The sequence below is a fragment of the Corynebacterium sp. HMSC071F07 genome, from assembly GCF_001810285.1.
Lineage (GTDB): Bacteria > Actinomycetota > Actinomycetes > Mycobacteriales > Mycobacteriaceae > Corynebacterium > Corynebacterium simulans.
This window is the reverse complement of sequence record NZ_KV800712.1, coordinates 238,161-255,227: the sequence shown is the minus strand read 5'-3', so window position 1 is coordinate 255,227 and position 17,067 is coordinate 238,161. Positions and strand designations below refer to the sequence as shown.

Here is a 17,067-nt window from a genome sequence, read left to right as displayed (position 1 = left end):
CAGGGGAAGATACTAGAATTTTGTCTAATATCTTTTAGGTTCAGGATTAAAAGGAGCGGCAGGATATGAACATTTCAGGTCTAGGCTGGTTGTTCCTCATCGTGGCGGCTTTTATCCTTTTGTGTCTTATGCTTGCTGCTCGCCGCTTTTTCAAGTTGCGTGCGCGCGGGACCTCTGTATTGCTGAGAACCCTTCCCGCTAAAAACTCTCGTTCTTGGCGTCATGGCGTGATGCGCTATAACGGGGAATACGTGGAGTACTTCAAGCTGCGCTCGGTTTCGGTCCAAGCAGACCTTCGTTTCAATCGCCTCGGCGTCGAGCTAATTGGCACTCGTCAATTAGACGATGACGAGGCTGCTTTTATGTCCGCCGCCAACCAGGTCATCCGCTTTTCCTTCGCGGATCAGGAATACGAAATCGCCACTGACCTACACGGAATCATGGGTCTTACCGCCTGGATTGAGGCGGCGCCTTCCAAGCGCTTGCAACGTCCTGACTATCGGCGTCTGCGCCAGCGCGCTACCCGTTTCACTAAGGAGTAGGCGGCTACCTATAGGGTAGAGAGCATGCGTTTAGTCATCGCTCGTTGCTCAGTTGATTATGTCGGCCGTTTGGATGCCCATTTGCCCGTCGCCGATCGCCTCATCCTCGTCAAGGCAGACGGTTCCGTGTCGATCCACGCCGACGACCGCGCTTATAAGCCGCTGAATTGGATGACTCCGCCGTGCACGCTGGAGGAATCCGCCATCACTGACATCGACGGCGAGGACACTGGCGAACAGCTGTGGCTCGTTGAAAACCCCAAGGGCGAGCAGCTGCGTATCACGATCGCGGAGATTCACCAAGACTTCTCCGTCGAATTGGGCGAGGATCCGGGGCTTGTTAAGGACGGCGTCGAGGCGCACCTGCAGGAGCTGCTCGCCGAGCACATCGATACCCTGGGCGAGGACTATTCACTCGTGCGCCGCGAGTATCCAACTGCAATTGGCCCAGTCGATATCATGGCCAAAGACCAAGACAATAAGTTCGTTGCGGTTGAGGTCAAGCGCCGCGGTGGTATCGACGGTGTCGAGCAGCTCACGCGCTATCTGGAGCTTCTCAACCGTGACGAGCTACTGGCACCCGTGCAAGGCGTCTTTGCAGCCCAGGAAATCAAGCCGCAGGCCCGTACGCTGGCCGAGGACCGCGGTATTCGCTGCGTCATCCTTGACTATCAAGATCTGCGCGGCATTGAGTCGAACGAGCTACGTCTTTTCTAATGCCACGCCGCAATAGGAGAAACCCCGTCAACCCCCGCCCGCTGCCTAAGGACGGCTCTACTTTTCTAGGTTCGCAGACCGTCGAGGGGCCAAGTTGGACCCACGGTGAACCTTTCATCATGCGCCACATCGGCAGCGCTGCAGCTACAAAGTTCTATATCTGCCCCGGCTGCAACCAAAATATTCCGCCTCGCGTTGCCCATATCGTGGCTTGGCCGCGTGATACAGGCGGCAGGGAAGATGACCGCCGCCACTGGCACCGTCACTGCTGGGAGCGTAGGTAGGATAGCGGGCATGATTGTTGCTTTTTCTGTCGCGCCAACCGTGGTGGGCGAGGAAACTGCGGAGATGTCTGCAGCCGTCGCCGAAGCCGTACGTGTGGTGCGCGCATCCGGCTTGCCCAACGAGACCAATGCCATGTTCACCCTTATAGAAGGCGAATGGGACGAGGTCTTTGCCGTAATCAAGGAAGCCACCGATGCAGTACGCAAGGTTTCGCCGCGTACCTCGCTTGTAGTCAAGGCCGATATCCGCGAAGGCGTGACTGGCCAGTTGACGCAAAAGGTGGAGTCTGTGAATCGACGTTTGGAGGAAAACAAGTGACCGGACCTTATGTAGGCGGTGCCCTTGACCTGGGCGCGCTGAAGCAGCAAAAGGAGACTGAGGAAGCGCCTTCCGGGGTATCTGCATTTTTCGAGGTAACCGAGGCTAACTTCGAATCCGAATTGATTCGCCGTTCCGCCGAGGTCCCCGTTATTGCGCTCATCGGTTCTTCGCGTTCGCCCGCCTCCGAGCAACTGAAGAATGACCTGCGCGCTGTCGCAGAGGCCGGTGGTCTCAAGTTCATCGTTGGCTACATCGATGCTGATGCTATCCCGCAGGTAGCGCAGGTCTTTGGCGTGCGAAACCTGCCGACCACCGTCGCCCTAGCTGCCGGCCAGCCGATTACCAACTTCGAGGGAGCCCAGCCCAAGGATGCACTGGAGCAGTGGACTGCCACGCTCGTCGAGAAGCTTGGGCCGCAATTGAGTGGTCTCAGCACCGAGACCCCAGAACCAGAAACTGCCGCGGACCCTCGCGTGCAGGCCGCCGAGGAGTCTCTAAACCGCGGCGATTTCGACGCAGCCATCGCCCACTACGACGCCATTTTGGCCGACGATCCAGACAACGCCGAGGTCAAGCAGGCCCGTAACACCACCCAGGTTTTGCGTCGTCTGGACCCAGCCAACCGCACCGAGGATCCGATTGCTGCTGCCGACGCCGCACCAAACGACGTCGCCAAGCAGTGCGATGCCGCCGACGCCGAGGTGGTCGCCGGTGCGCCTGAGAAGGCCTTCGAGCGCCTCATCTCGGCGATGCAAACAACCGCAGGCGACGACAAGCAAGCCCTCAAGGATCGCTTGCTCGAGCTCTTCGCGCTTTTCGACGCCTCCGATCCCCGCGTTCTGCAGGCACGAACGAAGCTCGCAAGCGCTCTTTATTAGCGAAGGGGTAATTAGAGCACCCCCGGCTTTCTGGAATTTCTGGATCGCTTTTATCCGGTTCTATTATCAGGGCAGAAATCCTTGACAGAGCCAATTAAAAGGCCAATTAAAAGGGAGTGCTCTATGCCGACTTTGCAACCAATTAATGGTCCAAAAATCCCGGAGCCCAAAGCCCCGAAGAAGGACCGTACCCACTGGCTCTACATCGGCGTTATCGTTGCGGTGATTGCCAGTATTGCCTTGGGTCTAGTCGCCCCGGGCGTTGCCGTTAACTTCAAGCCATTGGGCACGATGTTCGTCAGCCTCATCAAGATGGTCATCGCGCCAATCATCTTCTGCACCATCGTGCTGGGCATCGGCTCGGGGCGCGCTGCGGCATCGGTCGGTAAGGCCGGCGGCATCGCTCTGGCGTACTTCATCACGATGTCCACCTTTGCGCTGGCGATCGGCCTCGTGGTCGGAAACTTCATCGATCCCGGCGCTGGCCTTCATATTAGCGGCGGGGATGGCTCTAAGTACATCAAGGCAGGTGCGGAAGGCGAGGGTCTTTGGGGCTTTGTCAGCTCCATCGTCCCAGAGACCATGTTCTCGGCATTTACCTCGGGATCGGTTCTCCAGGTCCTGTTTATCGCGTTGCTGTGTGGCTTCGCCGTGCAGTCCATGGGCGAAGCAGGCGAACCTATTCTTGGCTTCGTCGCCAGCCTGCAGCGCCTCGTCTTCAAGATCCTCAACATGATTTTGTGGCTGGCTCCGCTCGGCTCTTTCGGAGCTATGGCAGGCGTCGTTGGTGAGACCGGCATGGATGCCGTGAAGTCCTTGGCCACCCTGATGCTGGCTTTTTACATCACCTGCTTCCTCTTCGTATTCGTGGTACTCGGCCTCATCGCCCGTGTATTCGGCGGTATCAGCATGTGGAAGCTCTGCAAGTATCTGGGCCGCGAGTTCCTGCTCATCGTTGCTACTTCTTCCTCTGAATCCGCATTGCCGAACCTCATGCGCAAGATGGAGCACCTCGGCGTGGAGAAGCCGACCGTGGGTATCGTTGTACCGACCGGTTATTCCTTCAACCTGGACGGCACCGCTATTTATCTGACGCTTTCCGCCATCTTCATTTCCGAGGCAATGCATATGCCGATGAACTTGGGCGAGCAGGTGGGCCTGCTGGTCTTTATGATCATCGCGTCCAAGGGCGCAGCGGGTGTCTCCGGAGCCGGCATCGCAACGCTGGCTGCGGGCTTGCAGTCCCACCGCCCTGAGCTCCTCGGCGGCGTCGACGTCATCATGGGCATCGACCGCTTTATGTCCGAGGCTCGCGCTCTGACCAACTTTGCCGGCAACGCGCTCGCAACCATCCTGGTTGGCCGTTGGACCAAGACCGTGGACATGGACCGCGTCACGAAGGTCCTCAACGGTGAGGAACCATACGCTGATTCCGGCAAGGACAGCACCGTTAACCTGCGCATGCCAGACGTGGAGAACCCAGCCCACGAACGCCTGCAGCCAACGCAGCAGGTTGACTTGGAACGCTACAAAGACGGCTCTGAGATGTACTACAAGTAGTTCTCGCTATACTGCGAGGCTATGACGAAAGTACTCTTCCTCTGCAATTCCAACCGCGGCAAGTCCCAAATGGCCGCAGCTTTGGCGAAGCTGCACGCTCCCTCGTGGGAGGTTTATTCGGCAGGCGTCCAAGTGGCCGAACCGGGCCAGTCCGGCGACGTAAATCTCGAGGCGTCTCATTGCCTGGCCGAAGTGGGTGCCGACATGTCTGAGGGTACGCCCAAGCCTGTCGACCCGGAGCTTGCCGCCAATGTCGACCACGTCATCATCGTCGGCGGCGCCGAGTACGATGGACCCGCCGAGCGCTGGGAGATTGAAGATCCCTCCCAGCGTGGCGTCGAGGGGAAGCAAAGGATGGTCGAGCTGCGCGATGACATCGACGCCCGCGTCAAAGAATTGATTGCGCGCCATAATTAATTTGGATACTAAAAACCTAGAAATAGGTAACATTTTCTAATAAGGTGCGGTGCATGACTAGTCCGCACCGAGCACCGATTTCGCCCGATCCTAGGCAGCAAGCCTTTGCAATCCGTGGCCTTAACAAATCCTTCAATGGTTCTCCCGCCGTCCGCAATCTAGATCTCGACGTCCCGCGGGGTTCTATTTATGGCATCGTCGGCCCCAACGGTGCGGGCAAGACCACCATGCTGACCATGGGCTGCGGTCTTCTGCGCCCCGATAGCGGCGAGTCATTCGTTGCCGGTCACCGCGTGTGGCACGATCCAATCCCTGCGAAGGCATCGATGGGCTTGCTCATGGACGGCGCACCCGTATTCGACCGCCTCACCGGCGCCGAGTATCTCTACTACTTGGGCGCGCTACGCAAGCTCGACGAGGGGGAGGCACAGCGCCGCGCCGCCGAGCTCCTGCACGTGCTCGCGCTTGACGACGCCGCCTCCAAACGCATCGCCGACTATTCCGCTGGCATGACCAAGAAGATTCTGCTTGCCGGCGCAGTACTCCATAATCCCGAGGTGCTCATCCTCGATGAGCCGCTCGAGGCAGTCGATCCAGTATCCGGCCGCCTCATCCAAAACGTGCTCGTGAACTTCGCTGCCCGGGGTGGCACCGTGGTGATTTCCTCCCACGTCATGTCCCTAGTCGAAGGACTTTGTACCTCCGTGGCAATCATTAATGATGGCCAAGTGCTTACCTCCGGCACCGTCGATGAGGTCCGCGGTGACAAGAGCCTCACAGACGTCTTCATCGAGCTCGTCGGCGGCGCTGATCTCGATTCCAACGCCTTCCAGTGGTTGGGTGGAAATTAGGCCATGATGGACACCAGCAAAACCCTCGTCAAGCTGCACCGCACACTATGGAGCAGGACCTTCAAAGAGAACACCGCGCAGTGGATGATGGTGGTCCTCTTCGTCATCTATGGCCTGATTGGTCTCGCCAACACTGGGCTTATGGCTGGCTTAGATCTGAGCGAAGGCACGCGCAATGCTCACGCTCTCACCACTGTCAACCTCATCGGCGTAGCGATTTACCTCATGCTCGCGATGATCATGCCCGCCGGTGAAAAGCAGCTTTACCCGGATACCTTGAAAGGCCTGCCGCTTTCTTTAGAAGAGGTCCGGCCCGCCATGCTGCGCATTTCTTTCCTTAACTCCCGTGCCTGGCTTTCTGCAGGTTTTAGCATCATCTGGGCAATCGTCGGTGCGATCATGCTCGTGAGCATCGGTGACTTCAATGTCATTGCCGTACCCGCATTCGTGCTCGGCATGGCGCTTTCGTGGTTTATCACCATCTGTTTGTCGGAGTGCCTGATGAGCATTGCCAGCAACGTGGTCAGCTTGGAAAGCGACCGCAGCAAGTTCATTGGCGGCATTCTCGGTACCGTATTGATGCTCTGCGTCATTCTCTTAAACGGTCAGATTGAAGATGCAGTGCCGCTCGGCACCATCGGCAAGTATGCCGCGTGGACGCCGTTTACCGCAGCGACCGGTTGGGCCACAGCGCTTGGCAATGGCTCTTACATGGAAGCACTCGCGCAGCTTCTAATCGCAATTGTCACCGCAGTGGGGCTCTTCGCGGTCTGGCGGCACTTAATCAAAACAGAATTCGCCCAAAGCCAGCAGCACGCCCGGCCTGCGCCAGCCACAAAGACAAAGCAGCACGGCGTATCCCGCCTCCGCCTGATGGGCCTGGCCTATCGCAGTCCCGCCATGATGGAGTACTCGCGCTCGTTGCTTTATATCGTCCGCGATATGCGCCTAGTAAATACCTTGATCTTCTTGCCGGTGCTCGCAGGATTCTGTCTCTACCACATCTTTAACGGCAACTTGGCCGCTGGTTTAGGCGTGCTCGTGATGCTCGGTCTCGTGGGCGGCCTACTCGGCGTCAACGACTATGGCTACGATGGCCCCTCCGGCTGGCTGAAGATGATGGCACCTTGTGCACCAAGCAAATTTCTGCTGGCCCGCCATCGCGCTCACCTGACGCCTTCTGCAGTTGTCATCCTCATTTGCGTCATCCTGGCGCTCATCATCAGCCCTGAACGCCTGAAGGTATTGGCCTTTGGTTGTGCTGCACTAGGAATGCTGCTTTCGGTCAGCGCCTGTTCACTAGCTTTGTCAGTTTATAACCCTTATCCAGTCTCTGCGCCGGGTACCAACGCGTGGACTGATAAGTCTGGCTACTCCGCACCCGCCTTTGTGGCCAGCCTCTTCGGACTCATCTTCGGCTGGATTGCAGTGGCCCCAGGTCTTGTTTGCCTAGGCATCGCCGTTACCCAAGACAAGGCTCCGTTGCTAGCAGTCGGTGTCATCTTGAGCCTTGCCGTACCGGCTATCGTGCACGCACTGGTGGCATATATCGCCGGCAAGCGGGTCGACGCCCGGATGCCGGAGATCTACGCCAAGGTCGACACCTGGGTCAGCTAGCCCACAAAGCGATACCACTGCACGGAGTTAGCCGGGAGGTGTAGCTCCGCGGAATTCGACGCGGAGTGCACCTTAATCGGCAGTGCATTACCCGCGCCCTCATAGACGGCGTCGTCAGTGTTGAGCACCATCTCCCACGCGCCATCCCGGGGCAGCCACAAGTGGTAATTCGGAATGGAGTTGCCTGAGAAATTGCACACGGCGAGCAGCGCCGAGCCATCGTTGCCGTAGCGCACGTAACCCAAGACGTTATTGTTCGAGTCATCGGCCTTGACCCACTGGAAACCATCCTGCGTGAAGTCCTGGGACCACAGGGCAGGGGTGTTCTTGTAGACGGCATTGATATCGCGCACCAAGCGCTTGATGCCGCGATGCCATTCACCGCCCCAGCCTTCGAGGTTGGCCCAGTCCACAGAGCTGGATTCGTTCCACTCCGCGACCTGGCCAAACTCTTGCCCCATAAACAGCAGGTTCTTGCCCGGATGCGAGAACATATATCCGTACAGCGCACGCAAGCCTGCGGCCTTGTTCCAATCGTCGCCAGGCATGCGCGTCCACAGCGAGCCCTTGCCATGGACGACCTCGTCGTGACTAAACGGCAGCACGTAGCGTTCCGAATAGGCATAGACCATGGAGAAAGTCAGCTCGCCATGATGATGCTGGCGGTAGATGGGCTCGTGCTTGAAGTACTCGAGGGTGTCATTCATCCAGCCCATATTCCACTTCAGGGAAAAGCCGAGGCCGTCCTCCGAGGTGGGAGCAGTAACGCCCGGCCAAGAGGTCGATTCCTCGGCGATGGTCAGCACGCCGGGATGCAGGCGTTGCAGGGTAGCGTTTGTCTCCTGCAAGAACTGTACCGCTTCCAGGTTTTCGCGTCCGCCGTACTGGTTGGGCAGCCATACTTCACGTGAGTAGTCCAAGTAAAGCATCGAGGCCACCGCATCCACGCGCAGGCCGTCGACGTGGAATTCTTCGGCCCAATACAGCGCATTTGCTACCAAGAAGTTGCGCACCTCGTTGCGGCCAAAGTCAAAGACGTAGGTTCCCCAGTCGGCCTGCTCGCCGCGGCGGGGGGCGGGGTGCTCGTAGAGTGCCTGGCCGTCAAAGCGTCCCAGTGCAAATTCGTCTTTGGGAAAGTGCGCTGGGACCCAGTCGATGAGGACGCCGATGCCGGCGTTATGCAGGGCGTCGATAAGCGCACGCAACTCATCCGGGCAGCCCCAGCGTGCCGACGGAGCGTAGTAGCCCGAGACCTGGTAGCCCCAAGAACCGCCGAAGGGGTGCTCTGCCACCGGAAGCAGCTCGACGTGGGTGAAGCCATGCTCGAGGACGTAATCGATGAGCTCAGCGCGCAGTCTGTTGTAGTCGGCGCCTTGCTTCCAAGAACCCACATGCAGCTCGTAGATGCTCATCGGTACATCGAGATTGCCGTTACGAGCATCCATCCATGCGGAGTCATTCCATTCGTAATCGTTTGCCATGACTACCGAGACTGTCTCCGGCGGAGCAATCGTTTGCTTCGCCATCGGATCAGCCTTATCGATGCGCCGGCCGTCCGCGGTTTGAATCGCGAACTTATAGCGCTCGCCGGGACCGATGCCGGGGACGAAGAGCTCCCAGACCCCGGTTGCGCCCAAACAGCGCATCGGCGACTGCGCGGGATTCCAGCCGTTGAAGTCGCCTACTACGGCAACGCCTTTGGCATTCGGCGCCCACACCGCAAACGAAACACCTTCAACCCGGCCCAAATGCGTGTCGTAGCTGTGCAGATTCGCGCCAAGTACCTCCCAAAGCCGCTCGTGGCGACCTTCCGAAATCAGGTGCAGATCGAAAGTGCTGGCAGTGGGCAAGAACCGGTAGCCGTCGGCCACCTCGACCGGAGCCTGGCCTGGGTAAGTCACCCGGAAACGGTAATCCTGCTCCTGGTCTAGTGCGCTCTCCCATAGGTCGTGGCCTACAGCATTCATCTCGTGCACGGCAGTTTCGGTGACCAGCTCCACCTTCTCGGCGCCGGGGCGACGAGTTAAAACCGTGCCGTCGTGCCAGCCATAAAAGTCATGTGGGGCATGGTGGCGACACTCGTTGAGGCGGGCGAGATCTGCTTCCGGAATGTTCATGTGTTCACGTTACCTAAATCGAAGGAGACAGGACTTAAGGTCGATAATCGTTGACGTCGCGCCAGGCAAGGCGGTCCAAGGAATGCGGGTCAGCCTGCGGCAGCACGAACAGATGGGCGACGTCGCGCATTGGTTCGAGTCGCACGAAGTTGCGGTTGGACCAGTTATAGGCGGCGCCGGCAATGGCATCGTGGACGGTGTAGACGTCACCGTCGGCTCTGCCGATCGCTTCCATTTCTACGGTAACGGTGGCTTCTTGGGCATTGCGCGGATCCAGGTTGATCACGGCCAGGATCACGTTGCCCGTCGCAGGATCTGCCTTGGAGTAGGCAATGATTTTTTCGTTATCGACGTCGTGGAATTTGAGGTTGCGCAGTTGCTGCAGCGCGGGGTTCTCACGGCGGATGAGATTGAGAAGGCGAATATAGGATTCCAGCGATGCGCCACGGGTAGCCGCCTCCTGGAAGTTGCGCGGGCGCAGCTCGTACTTCTCAGAGTCCATGTACTCCTCACTGCCCGGCGCCACGGCCTCGTGCTCATAAAGCTCATAGCCGGAGTACACGCCCCATAGCGGAGACAGAGTCGCGGCCAAAGCCGCGCGGATAGCGAACATGGCCCGCCCGCCGGTCTGCAAAGACTCGTGCAGGATGTCAGGCGTATTCACAAAGAGGTTGGGGCGGCAAATATCCGCCTGCTCCACGTGCATCTTGGCAAACTCGGTCAGCTCGCGCTTCGAGGTTTGCCAGGTGAAATAGGTATAGGACTGGGTAAAGCCTGCCTTCGCCAAGCCGAACAGCCGTGGCGCGCGGGTAAAGGCCTCCGCAAGGAAGATGACCTCCGGATGGGTCACGTGCACCTTGTCTATGAGCCAGGTCCAAAAGTTTGCCGGCTTGGTGTGCGGGTTATCCACGCGGAAGGTGGTTACGCCCGCCTCGATCCAGATCATCACGATGCGGAAGATCTCGTTGTAGATCGCGTCTGGGTCGTTGTCGAAGTTCAGGGGATAGATGTCCTGGTACTTTTTCGGCGGATTCTCCGCATAAGCGATGGTGCCGTCAGCCAAGACCGTGAAAAACTCTGGGTTCGTCTTGGCCCACGGATGATCCGGTGCGGCCTGGAGCGCCAGATCCAGCGCTACCTCGAGCCCCAGGTCCTGCGCGCGAGAAACCAGCTTTTTGAAATCGTCCATCGTGCCCAAGTCTGGGTGAGTGGTGGAATGATCTTGAATTGCCCACGGCGAGCCGACGTCGCCCGGTTCAGCCACCACCGAGTTGTTCTTGCCCTTGCGGTGAACCTTTCCGATGGGGTGAATCGGCGGGAAATACACTGTGTCGAAGCCCATGTCTGCGACTCGCTCCAACGCTTTGGCCGTGGTCTTGAAAGTGCCGTGGACTGGGTTGCCTTCTTCATCCCAACCGCCCGTAGAACGCGGGAAGAGCTCATACCAAGAGTTATAAAGCGCTTCTCGGCGCTCGACCAGTACCTCGTGGACCTCGCCTTCCACGAGCAAATCCCGCAAGGGGTGCGCATGCAGTTTCTTTGCCACGGCGTCGGAAAGCGCTGCCTCGACGCGCGAGGACAGGTCCAAAGACTCATTCGCTAGCGACTTAGCAACATCGGGCATTCCCGCCCGCTCAAAAAGCTCCGCGCCATGGAGGAGATCGTTGGAAAGCTCGGCGGCCGTCTGCCCCGCAGCCATCTTCTTTTCCACCGCATTGCGCCACGTTGCCATCGGGTCTGACCACGCATCGATACGGAAGAACCAGCGCCCACAGGTAAGCGGAGTAAACACACCATGCCTACGGTCAGGGTCAATTGGGTCTTGGTCCATGGTCACCGAGGAAACCGAAGGGGATTCGGTATTCCACACCGAAAGGGTTGCCGACACCGCATCATGGCCTTCCCGCCAGACCAACGCGGTTACCGGAACCACCTCATTAACCACGGCCTTAGTGGGAGAGAAGCTAGGACGGACATCATCGATGGCGAGGCGTGTAGTCATGCCCTTTAGAGTAGTGCAGCTGTGTCAGTTTCACCGGGCAACCAGAATTTCCGCAACAATATAGGACGTGAATGCTGTGAATAACGAAACAATGCCCGTAACTGACGAAGATTGGCTCATCGACTTCCGCGGCGTCGAGCTGCGCCGTGGCGGAAAAACCTTGGTGGGTCCAGTCGATTGGCAAGTAGAGCTCGACGAGCGTTGGGTCATCATCGGCCCAAACGGCGCCGGCAAGACCAGCTTGGTCCGCATTGCCTCTGCGGAAGAGTTTCCTTCTAAAGGAACTGCCTTTTTGATGGGCGAGCAGATCGGCAAGACCGACATGCGCGATTTGCGTGCCGCCATCGGCATTTCTTCCGCCGCAGTACAGCACCGCATTCCCGACGGCGAACGAGTCGACGACCTCGTTATCTCCGCCGGCTACGCAGTCCTGGGACGCTTCCGCGAGGAGTACCAAGACATGGACTTTAGCCGCGCCTTCGAAATCCTTGACCAGGTGGGCGCCCGCCACTTGGCCGAGCGCACCTGGGGAACCCTATCGGAGGGAGAAAAGAAGCGCGTCATCTTGGCACGTGCCCTTATGTCCAACCCTGAGCTACTCATCCTCGACGAGCCTTCCGCCGGCATGGACCTAGGAGGCCGCGAGGATCTCGTGGGCTACTTGGGCGAGCTGGCAATGGATGCCGATGCACCAGCAATCGTCATGATTACCCACCACGTCGAGGAAATCCCTTATGGATTTACCCATGCGATGATCCTCGATGAGGGTAAGGTCGTGGCGAAGGGACTAATCAATACGGTCCTTACCTCAGAAAACCTTACGCAGGCTTTCCACCAACCAATTCAGGTGGATCGAATCGGTGAACGTTACTTCGCTCGCCGCATACGCTAAACGGAACTTTGCATGACCCGACCCATTCACGAGCGCCTTGACGCGATCGACCACAGCGAAACCACCGGTTTTAACGGTGGACGCTTGGCCGCTACCGTCCTGCTGCTGCGCGACGGCCAAGAAGGGCTCGAGGTTTGGCTCCAGGAACGGGTCTCCACGATGCGCAATTACCCGGGGCACGCAGTGTTTCCGGGCGGGGGAGTAGACCCCCGCGATTTCCCGCCAAGAATGTGGAGTTCCGGCGATCTCTGGGCGGGCCGCTCCGTTATTTCCTTGGCCCGTCGCATGGGCGTTACCAAATACAAGACCCATGCCTTGGTCTTCGCCGCCATCCGAGAACTCTTCGAGGAATCCGGTACCTTGCTCGCCGTTCGCGATGACGGAATCGTCTCCGACGCCTCGCGCTATCACCGCGAACGTGTCATGCTGGAAACTCACGAGATTTCCTTTACCGAATTCCTCATGAACAACGGCATGCGCGCCGACGCCGACATGCTCATGCCGTGGTCTCGGTGGGCGGGCGAAGACTGCGGACAATGGTTCGATACCTTTTTCTTCATCGCCGTTCTACCGGAAGGCCAAGAGCCCGACGGCGATACCACGGAGGCAGACGACGCCGGATGGTTCCCGCCCCGCCTCGTCCTCGACGGGTGGCGCGCCGGGCTTGTCCGCTTGGCTCTTCCCACTTGGGCGCAAATGCTGCGCCTGAGCAATTACTCCACGGTGCGAGAAGCGCTTGACGACGCCTCTTTCTCCGACCTTCGCCCCATCATCGGCGACCCCGAGCACGACCCGCGCTACCGCGAATTCTTCAGCACTCAACCCGTAGACAGAATATGAGTTATACCCTCGCCGAGATCGACTTCTTAGTCCAGCACCAACCGGAGATAGCGGGCCTTGACCTTGAATTCAGCAAGGCTTCCCAATTAGGCGACGTCGCCAAGCTCCAGCAACAATTCGGTGAGCACGCCCGTGCCGTAGCCGAACTCATCAAAGCCCGAAACAGTAAAAAGCTGCCCAGCGACTGGCTTATGGACTCCGATTCCGTGCAGCAGGCCACCCCGCTCGAGGTAGCCAAACATCGTGCCGCTTTCTTGACAAGCCTGGGGGTCGAACTCGTCCACGATGTCACCTGTTCCATCGGTACCGAAGGGGCTGCGTGGGCTCCAGGAAAATATGTAGGCTCTGACCTCGACCGTTCGCGCATCAAGATGGCGCAGCACAACACCCCGCATCCCTTCTTCTGCGCAGACGCTTTGACGCAGAGCTCAACGGCACCCGTTATCATCGCCGATCCAGCGCGCCGAAGCGGCGGCAAACGCATTACCGATCCCGCAAAGCTCCTGCCGCCGTTGCCCGATCTTCTGGCGGCACACGAGTGCGAACTCGCCGTCAAGTGTGCCCCCGGCCTCGACTTTTCAGATTGGCAAGGTTTGGTATCCGTCGCCAGCGTCGACGGCAACGTCAAAGAGGCCTGCCTGTATACACCTGGCCTGGGCGTTGGCCGCAGCGCAGTCATGATCAAAGGCGGAAAGGCTGATGTTCTCTCCAGCACCGACTTCGACGAGGACGACCTGCCCGAAGCCGGCGACATTGGCACCTACATCATGGACCCAGACGGCGCGGTTGTACGCGCGGGGCTCGTGCGCCACTACGCCAAGCGCGAAGGCCTCCACCAGCTGGACCCGCGTATCGCATATCTGACAGGGGAGCGGATTCCGCAAGGGTGCTCCGGATTTGAATTCATCGAGGCGGTGCCAGTCAAGAAACTCAAAGCCGCACTGCAGTCACACGATGCTGGCTCCCTCGAGATACTGGTCCGCGGTCTAGACGTCGACCCCGATCAGCTGCGGAAGAAGCTTAAGCTCAAGGGAAGCCGTTCCATGGCCGTCATCATGACACGCATCGGAACTAAGGGAATCGCGTTGCTGTGCGGACCACGAGTAGTATCGTCCGAGGATAATTACGCAACATAAATCTATCGGAAAGGGAAGTGTCCAATGCCCGCAATCGTGGCTCTGGTCAAACACGTACCGGATACCTGGTCCACCAAGTCCCTCGAGGAAGACCACACCCTCGACCGCACGAGCGTCGACAACGTCATCGACGAGGTCAACGAGTATTCCGTCGAGCAGGCACTGCGCATCAAGGAAGCAAACCCAGACTTCCGCGTCGTCGCAGTGACCATGGGCCCTGCCGGCGCTGACGAAGCTTTGCGCAAGGCCCTCGCGATGGGCGCAGACGACGCAGTACACGTGCTTGACGACGCCCTTTCCGGCGCCGATGCACTCTCTACCGCCTGGACGCTCAACGCGGCCATCAACACCATCGAGGACGTCCAGATCATCACCCTGGGCAACTACTCCTCTGATGCTTCCACCGGCCTGCTGGCTGGCCTGCTCGCTGAGTACCGCCAGCTCCCGGCGATGACCGAGCTGAAGTCCCTCAGCCTTGAAGGCGGCGTGTTGCGCGGCGTGCGCGAGGACGCTCACGGCCACTGGGAGCTGGAGGCAACCCTGCCAGTCATCGCGACCTTCACCGATAAGGCCGATAAGCCGCGCTTCCCGAACTTCAAGGGACTCATGGCGGCCAAAAAGGCCGAGATCACCACCCTCGACGTGGCCTCCCTTGGCATCGATGCCGTGGCACCAACCACCACGGTGACAGCCGCCGCCCAGCGTCCTGCCCGCACCGCGGGTGAGGTCATCACCGAGCCGAATCCGCAGGAAGCCGCAAAGCAGATTGCCGACTTCCTCGCCGCGAAGAACCTTATCTAGGAGCCGAAAATGTCTCACGTATACGTACTTGTAGAGCACGAAGATAACGCCCTTAGCCCTGTTACCGGTGAGCTGATTACCGCAGCGCGTGCGCTGGGTACCGTTTCCGCAGTCGTCGTCGGCAAGCAAGCAGATGCCTTCGATTCCGAGCTGGCAGCCCTTGGCGCCGCACAGATCGTGCAGGCAAGCGCTGAGGACTACGAGCACCGCATCATCCTGCCCGAGGTCGATGCCCTGCACGCCCTCGCCGCCGCGAACCCAGCCCCAATCGTGCTAGCTGCGACCCCGACCAACAACGAGATTGCCGGCCGCCTTTCCGCGCGTCTGGCTTCCGGCGCCCTCGTCAACGTCGACGAGATTAACGCCGACGGCTCCGCGCACTTGACCATCTTCGGCGGTTCCTACGAGACCACTGCTACAGCGTCTGGCGCGAGCCCGATCTACACCCTGCGCCCAGGCGCAGTCGCCGCGGATCCGCAGCCGGTAGCCGCCGCTCCGGCGCCGATGCCCCTGCCGGCCGCAACTGCCAAGGACGTCACCGTCACCTCCTTTACCCCGCATGAGAAGTCTGCTCGTCCGGAGCTGACTGCCGCGAAGGTAGTTGTCTCTGGTGGCCGCGGCGTCGACGACAACTTCTCCACCATCGTGGAGCCGCTTGCCGACGCCCTCGGCGGTGCCGTCGGTGCCACCCGCGATGCAGTCGATCAGGGCTTCTACGACCCAGCACACCAGGTGGGCCAGACCGGCGTCACGGTTTCCCCGGATTTGTACATCGCGCTTGGCATCTCCGGTGCTATCCAGCACACCTCCGGCATGCAGACCTCCGGCACCATCGTTGTGGTTAACCAGGATCAGGACGAGCCTTTCTTCCAGATCGCTGACCTCGGCGTCGTCGGTGACGTCCATGAGATTTCCCCGGCTTTGGTCGCTGAGCTGGAGTCCCGTAAGTAATGTCGCACTACTTTGACTATGCGGCTACTCAGCCGATGCGCCAGGTGGCCATCGATGCGTGGGTGGCCGCCTCTGGCGCGGTAAACTCCGGCGCGCAGTATGCCTCGGGCCGAAAAGCCCGTTCCGTGCTTGACGACGCCCGCGAGAAAGTCGCGGAAATTCTTGGCTGTGAGCCGATCGAGGTCATCTTCACCTCTTCCGGCACCGAAGCCGACAACATCGCCATCCAAGGCTTGTACCGTCTGGGCACCACCAACCGCGTTGTCTCGACTCCTATTGAGCACCCAGCCGTGCGCGATAGCGTTGCCCAGCTGCCGGATGCACAGGTCGATCTTCTGCCCGTCGATCGTTATTCCCACGTCAGCGACTTCTCCGCACTAGATACGCCTGCCGACGTTGCCACCTGCATGTGGGCAAACAACGAGACCGGTGCCATCCAGCCAGTTGCCGAGATTGTGCGCCGCGCAAACTTAGTTGGCACGCCAGTTCACATCGATGCAGTTCAGGTCACAGGCAAGCTGCCCATCGACTTCCACGAGCTCGGTGCTACCACGCTCGCGGCGAGCGCCCACAAGTTCGGCGGCCCACGTGGCATCGGCTTGCTGCTTGCAAAACGCAGCCCAGCCCCGCAGCCCATCGCTTTCGGAGGCGGCCAGGAGCGCGGCATCCGCCCGGGCACCGTGGACGTCGCCAGTGCCTCTGCTCTTGCGGCAGCGCTCGAGGAGTCTGTTTCCGAGATCGATTCCGAGACCAAGCGCGTCGGTGCGCTGCGTGACCAACTGCGTGCCGGCATTCTCTCCAGCATCGACAACGTCATCCTCAATTGCGAGGAACCTATGTTGGCTTCGCACCTGCATGTGTCCTTCCCCGGCACCGATGGCGACAGCCTCATCATGTTGCTCGATTCCTTGGGCATCGAGGCCTCGACCGGCAGCGCCTGCCACTCGGGCGTCAACCGCATGTCGCACGTCCTTGAGGCGATGAATGTGTCCGACTCTGATGGAATCGGTTCGCTGCGTTTTACCCTTGGTAGGAACACAACGCCTGCCGACGTCGAGTACGTCCTGGCGCAGCTTCCCGACGTCGTCAAGCGCGCCCGCAGCGTATAAGTACCGACCTCCCAGGTACTTAACAGCCTAT

General features: G+C 59.5%; 17 protein-coding genes. 15 read left to right on the top strand and 2 right to left on the bottom strand.

What is annotated here, in order from left to right; translation table 11 throughout:
* Positions 1 to 65: 65 nt before the first annotated feature.
* The 9 genes from HMPREF2724_RS08000 to HMPREF2724_RS07965 all read left to right on the top strand — a co-directional run bounded on the left by HMPREF2724_RS08000 (position 66) and on the right by HMPREF2724_RS07965 (position 7,188).
* A complete protein-coding gene (locus HMPREF2724_RS08000; RefSeq protein WP_070498330.1) occupies positions 66 to 542 on the top strand; it encodes a DUF2550 domain-containing protein in 477 nt (158 codons plus the stop codon).
* 24 nt (positions 543 to 566) lie between these two features.
* On the top strand, positions 567 to 1,259 hold the full coding sequence (gene nucS / locus HMPREF2724_RS07995) for an endonuclease NucS (protein ID WP_061921990.1): 693 nt from the start codon (positions 567 to 569) through the stop codon (positions 1,257 to 1,259).
* Positions 1,259 to 1,543, top strand: coding sequence for a hypothetical protein (locus HMPREF2724_RS13230; protein WP_083306120.1), 285 nt, complete (start codon positions 1,259 to 1,261; stop codon positions 1,541 to 1,543). Before nucS ends, HMPREF2724_RS13230 begins: the two co-directional genes overlap by 1 nt.
* Before the next feature lie 10 nt (positions 1,544 to 1,553).
* Complete coding sequence (locus HMPREF2724_RS07990) at positions 1,554 to 1,862, top strand: MTH1187 family thiamine-binding protein (RefSeq protein WP_061921994.1); 309 nt, start codon at positions 1,554 to 1,556, stop codon at positions 1,860 to 1,862.
* A complete protein-coding gene (locus HMPREF2724_RS07985) occupies positions 1,859 to 2,743 on the top strand; it encodes a tetratricopeptide repeat protein (RefSeq protein WP_070588131.1) in 885 nt (294 codons plus the stop codon). Before HMPREF2724_RS07990 ends, HMPREF2724_RS07985 begins: the two co-directional genes overlap by 4 nt.
* A gap of 123 nt (positions 2,744 to 2,866) precedes the next feature.
* Positions 2,867 to 4,303, top strand: coding sequence for a cation:dicarboxylate symporter family transporter (locus HMPREF2724_RS07980; protein WP_070588130.1), 1,437 nt, complete (start codon positions 2,867 to 2,869; stop codon positions 4,301 to 4,303).
* 21 nt (positions 4,304 to 4,324) lie between these two features.
* A complete protein-coding gene (locus tag HMPREF2724_RS07975) occupies positions 4,325 to 4,720 on the top strand; it encodes an arsenate reductase/protein-tyrosine-phosphatase family protein (RefSeq protein WP_061922004.1) in 396 nt (131 codons plus the stop codon).
* 53 nt (positions 4,721 to 4,773) lie between these two features.
* Entirely contained in the window at positions 4,774 to 5,571 is a 798-nt protein-coding gene (locus HMPREF2724_RS07970) for an ABC transporter ATP-binding protein (protein ID WP_061922008.1), read from the top strand.
* A gap of 3 nt (positions 5,572 to 5,574) precedes the next feature.
* Positions 5,575 to 7,188 (top strand): hypothetical protein, encoded by a 1,614-nt coding sequence (locus tag HMPREF2724_RS07965; protein ID WP_061922011.1) that lies wholly within the window; start codon positions 5,575 to 5,577, stop codon positions 7,186 to 7,188.
* Here HMPREF2724_RS07965 and glgB read toward each other — a convergent pair.
* Complete coding sequence (gene glgB, locus HMPREF2724_RS07960) at positions 7,185 to 9,305, bottom strand: 1,4-alpha-glucan branching protein GlgB (RefSeq protein ID WP_070588128.1); 2,121 nt, start codon at positions 9,303 to 9,305, stop codon at positions 7,185 to 7,187. The genes HMPREF2724_RS07965 and glgB overlap by 4 nt on opposite strands.
* Before the next feature lie 34 nt (positions 9,306 to 9,339).
* Complete coding sequence (locus tag HMPREF2724_RS07955; RefSeq protein ID WP_070588126.1) at positions 9,340 to 11,307, bottom strand: maltotransferase domain-containing protein; 1,968 nt, start codon at positions 11,305 to 11,307, stop codon at positions 9,340 to 9,342.
* A gap of 91 nt (positions 11,308 to 11,398) precedes the next feature.
* On the opposite strand from HMPREF2724_RS07955, the gene HMPREF2724_RS07950 reads away from it, so the two are divergent.
* Genes HMPREF2724_RS07950 through HMPREF2724_RS07925 form a run of 6 tightly spaced genes read left to right on the top strand, consistent with a single transcriptional unit; the run spans position 11,399 to position 17,036 of the window.
* Positions 11,399 to 12,199, top strand: coding sequence for an ABC transporter ATP-binding protein (locus HMPREF2724_RS07950; RefSeq protein ID WP_061922018.1), 801 nt, complete (start codon positions 11,399 to 11,401; stop codon positions 12,197 to 12,199).
* A 12-nt stretch (positions 12,200 to 12,211) separates the two neighbouring features.
* The gene (locus HMPREF2724_RS07945) at positions 12,212 to 13,039 is read left to right on the top strand and encodes an NUDIX hydrolase (protein WP_061922022.1); all 828 of its coding nucleotides are present in this window, start codon (positions 12,212 to 12,214) and stop codon (positions 13,037 to 13,039) included.
* Positions 13,036 to 14,175, top strand: coding sequence for a THUMP-like domain-containing protein (locus HMPREF2724_RS07940; protein WP_070588124.1), 1,140 nt, complete (start codon positions 13,036 to 13,038; stop codon positions 14,173 to 14,175). Before HMPREF2724_RS07945 ends, HMPREF2724_RS07940 begins: the two co-directional genes overlap by 4 nt.
* Positions 14,176 to 14,199: 24 nt before the next feature.
* On the top strand, positions 14,200 to 14,976 hold the full coding sequence (locus HMPREF2724_RS07935) for an electron transfer flavoprotein subunit beta/FixA family protein (RefSeq protein WP_070588122.1): 777 nt from the start codon (positions 14,200 to 14,202) through the stop codon (positions 14,974 to 14,976).
* A 9-nt stretch (positions 14,977 to 14,985) separates the two neighbouring features.
* Positions 14,986 to 15,927 carry an electron transfer flavoprotein subunit alpha/FixB family protein gene (locus tag HMPREF2724_RS07930; protein WP_070588121.1) on the top strand — a complete coding sequence of 314 codons (942 nt, stop codon included), beginning with the start codon at positions 14,986 to 14,988 and terminating at the stop codon, positions 15,925 to 15,927.
* Entirely contained in the window at positions 15,927 to 17,036 is a 1,110-nt protein-coding gene (locus HMPREF2724_RS07925) for a cysteine desulfurase family protein (RefSeq protein WP_062041101.1), read from the top strand. Before HMPREF2724_RS07930 ends, HMPREF2724_RS07925 begins: the two co-directional genes overlap by 1 nt.
* Positions 17,037 to 17,067 lie beyond the last annotated feature (31 nt).

Bases quoted from the DNA above. Each gene is read 5' to 3' on its own strand.
- HMPREF2724_RS07930 (WP_070588121.1), top strand. From the start codon at position 14,986: ATGTCTCACGTATACGTACTTGTAGAGCACGAAGATAACGCCCTTAGC.
- HMPREF2724_RS07975 (WP_061922004.1), top strand. From the start codon at position 4,325: ATGACGAAAGTACTCTTCCTCTGCAATTCCAACCGCGGCAAGTCCCAA.
- HMPREF2724_RS07955 (WP_070588126.1), bottom strand. From the start codon at position 11,307: ATGACTACACGCCTCGCCATCGATGATGTCCGTCCTAGCTTCTCTCCC.
- HMPREF2724_RS07990 (WP_061921994.1), top strand. From the start codon at position 1,554: ATGATTGTTGCTTTTTCTGTCGCGCCAACCGTGGTGGGCGAGGAAACT.
- HMPREF2724_RS07925 (WP_062041101.1), top strand. From the start codon at position 15,927: ATGTCGCACTACTTTGACTATGCGGCTACTCAGCCGATGCGCCAGGTG.
- HMPREF2724_RS07950 (WP_061922018.1), top strand. From the start codon at position 11,399: ATGCCCGTAACTGACGAAGATTGGCTCATCGACTTCCGCGGCGTCGAG.
- glgB (WP_070588128.1), bottom strand. From the start codon at position 9,305: ATGAACATTCCGGAAGCAGATCTCGCCCGCCTCAACGAGTGTCGCCAC.
- HMPREF2724_RS07965 (WP_061922011.1), top strand. From the start codon at position 5,575: ATGATGGACACCAGCAAAACCCTCGTCAAGCTGCACCGCACACTATGG.
- nucS (WP_061921990.1), top strand. From the start codon at position 567: ATGCGTTTAGTCATCGCTCGTTGCTCAGTTGATTATGTCGGCCGTTTG.
- HMPREF2724_RS07980 (WP_070588130.1), top strand. From the start codon at position 2,867: ATGCCGACTTTGCAACCAATTAATGGTCCAAAAATCCCGGAGCCCAAA.
- HMPREF2724_RS07935 (WP_070588122.1), top strand. From the start codon at position 14,200: ATGCCCGCAATCGTGGCTCTGGTCAAACACGTACCGGATACCTGGTCC.
- HMPREF2724_RS07940 (WP_070588124.1), top strand. From the start codon at position 13,036: ATGAGTTATACCCTCGCCGAGATCGACTTCTTAGTCCAGCACCAACCG.
- HMPREF2724_RS07970 (WP_061922008.1), top strand. From the start codon at position 4,774: ATGACTAGTCCGCACCGAGCACCGATTTCGCCCGATCCTAGGCAGCAA.
- HMPREF2724_RS13230 (WP_083306120.1), top strand. From the start codon at position 1,259: ATGCCACGCCGCAATAGGAGAAACCCCGTCAACCCCCGCCCGCTGCCT.
- HMPREF2724_RS07945 (WP_061922022.1), top strand. From the start codon at position 12,212: ATGACCCGACCCATTCACGAGCGCCTTGACGCGATCGACCACAGCGAA.
- HMPREF2724_RS08000 (WP_070498330.1), top strand. From the start codon at position 66: ATGAACATTTCAGGTCTAGGCTGGTTGTTCCTCATCGTGGCGGCTTTT.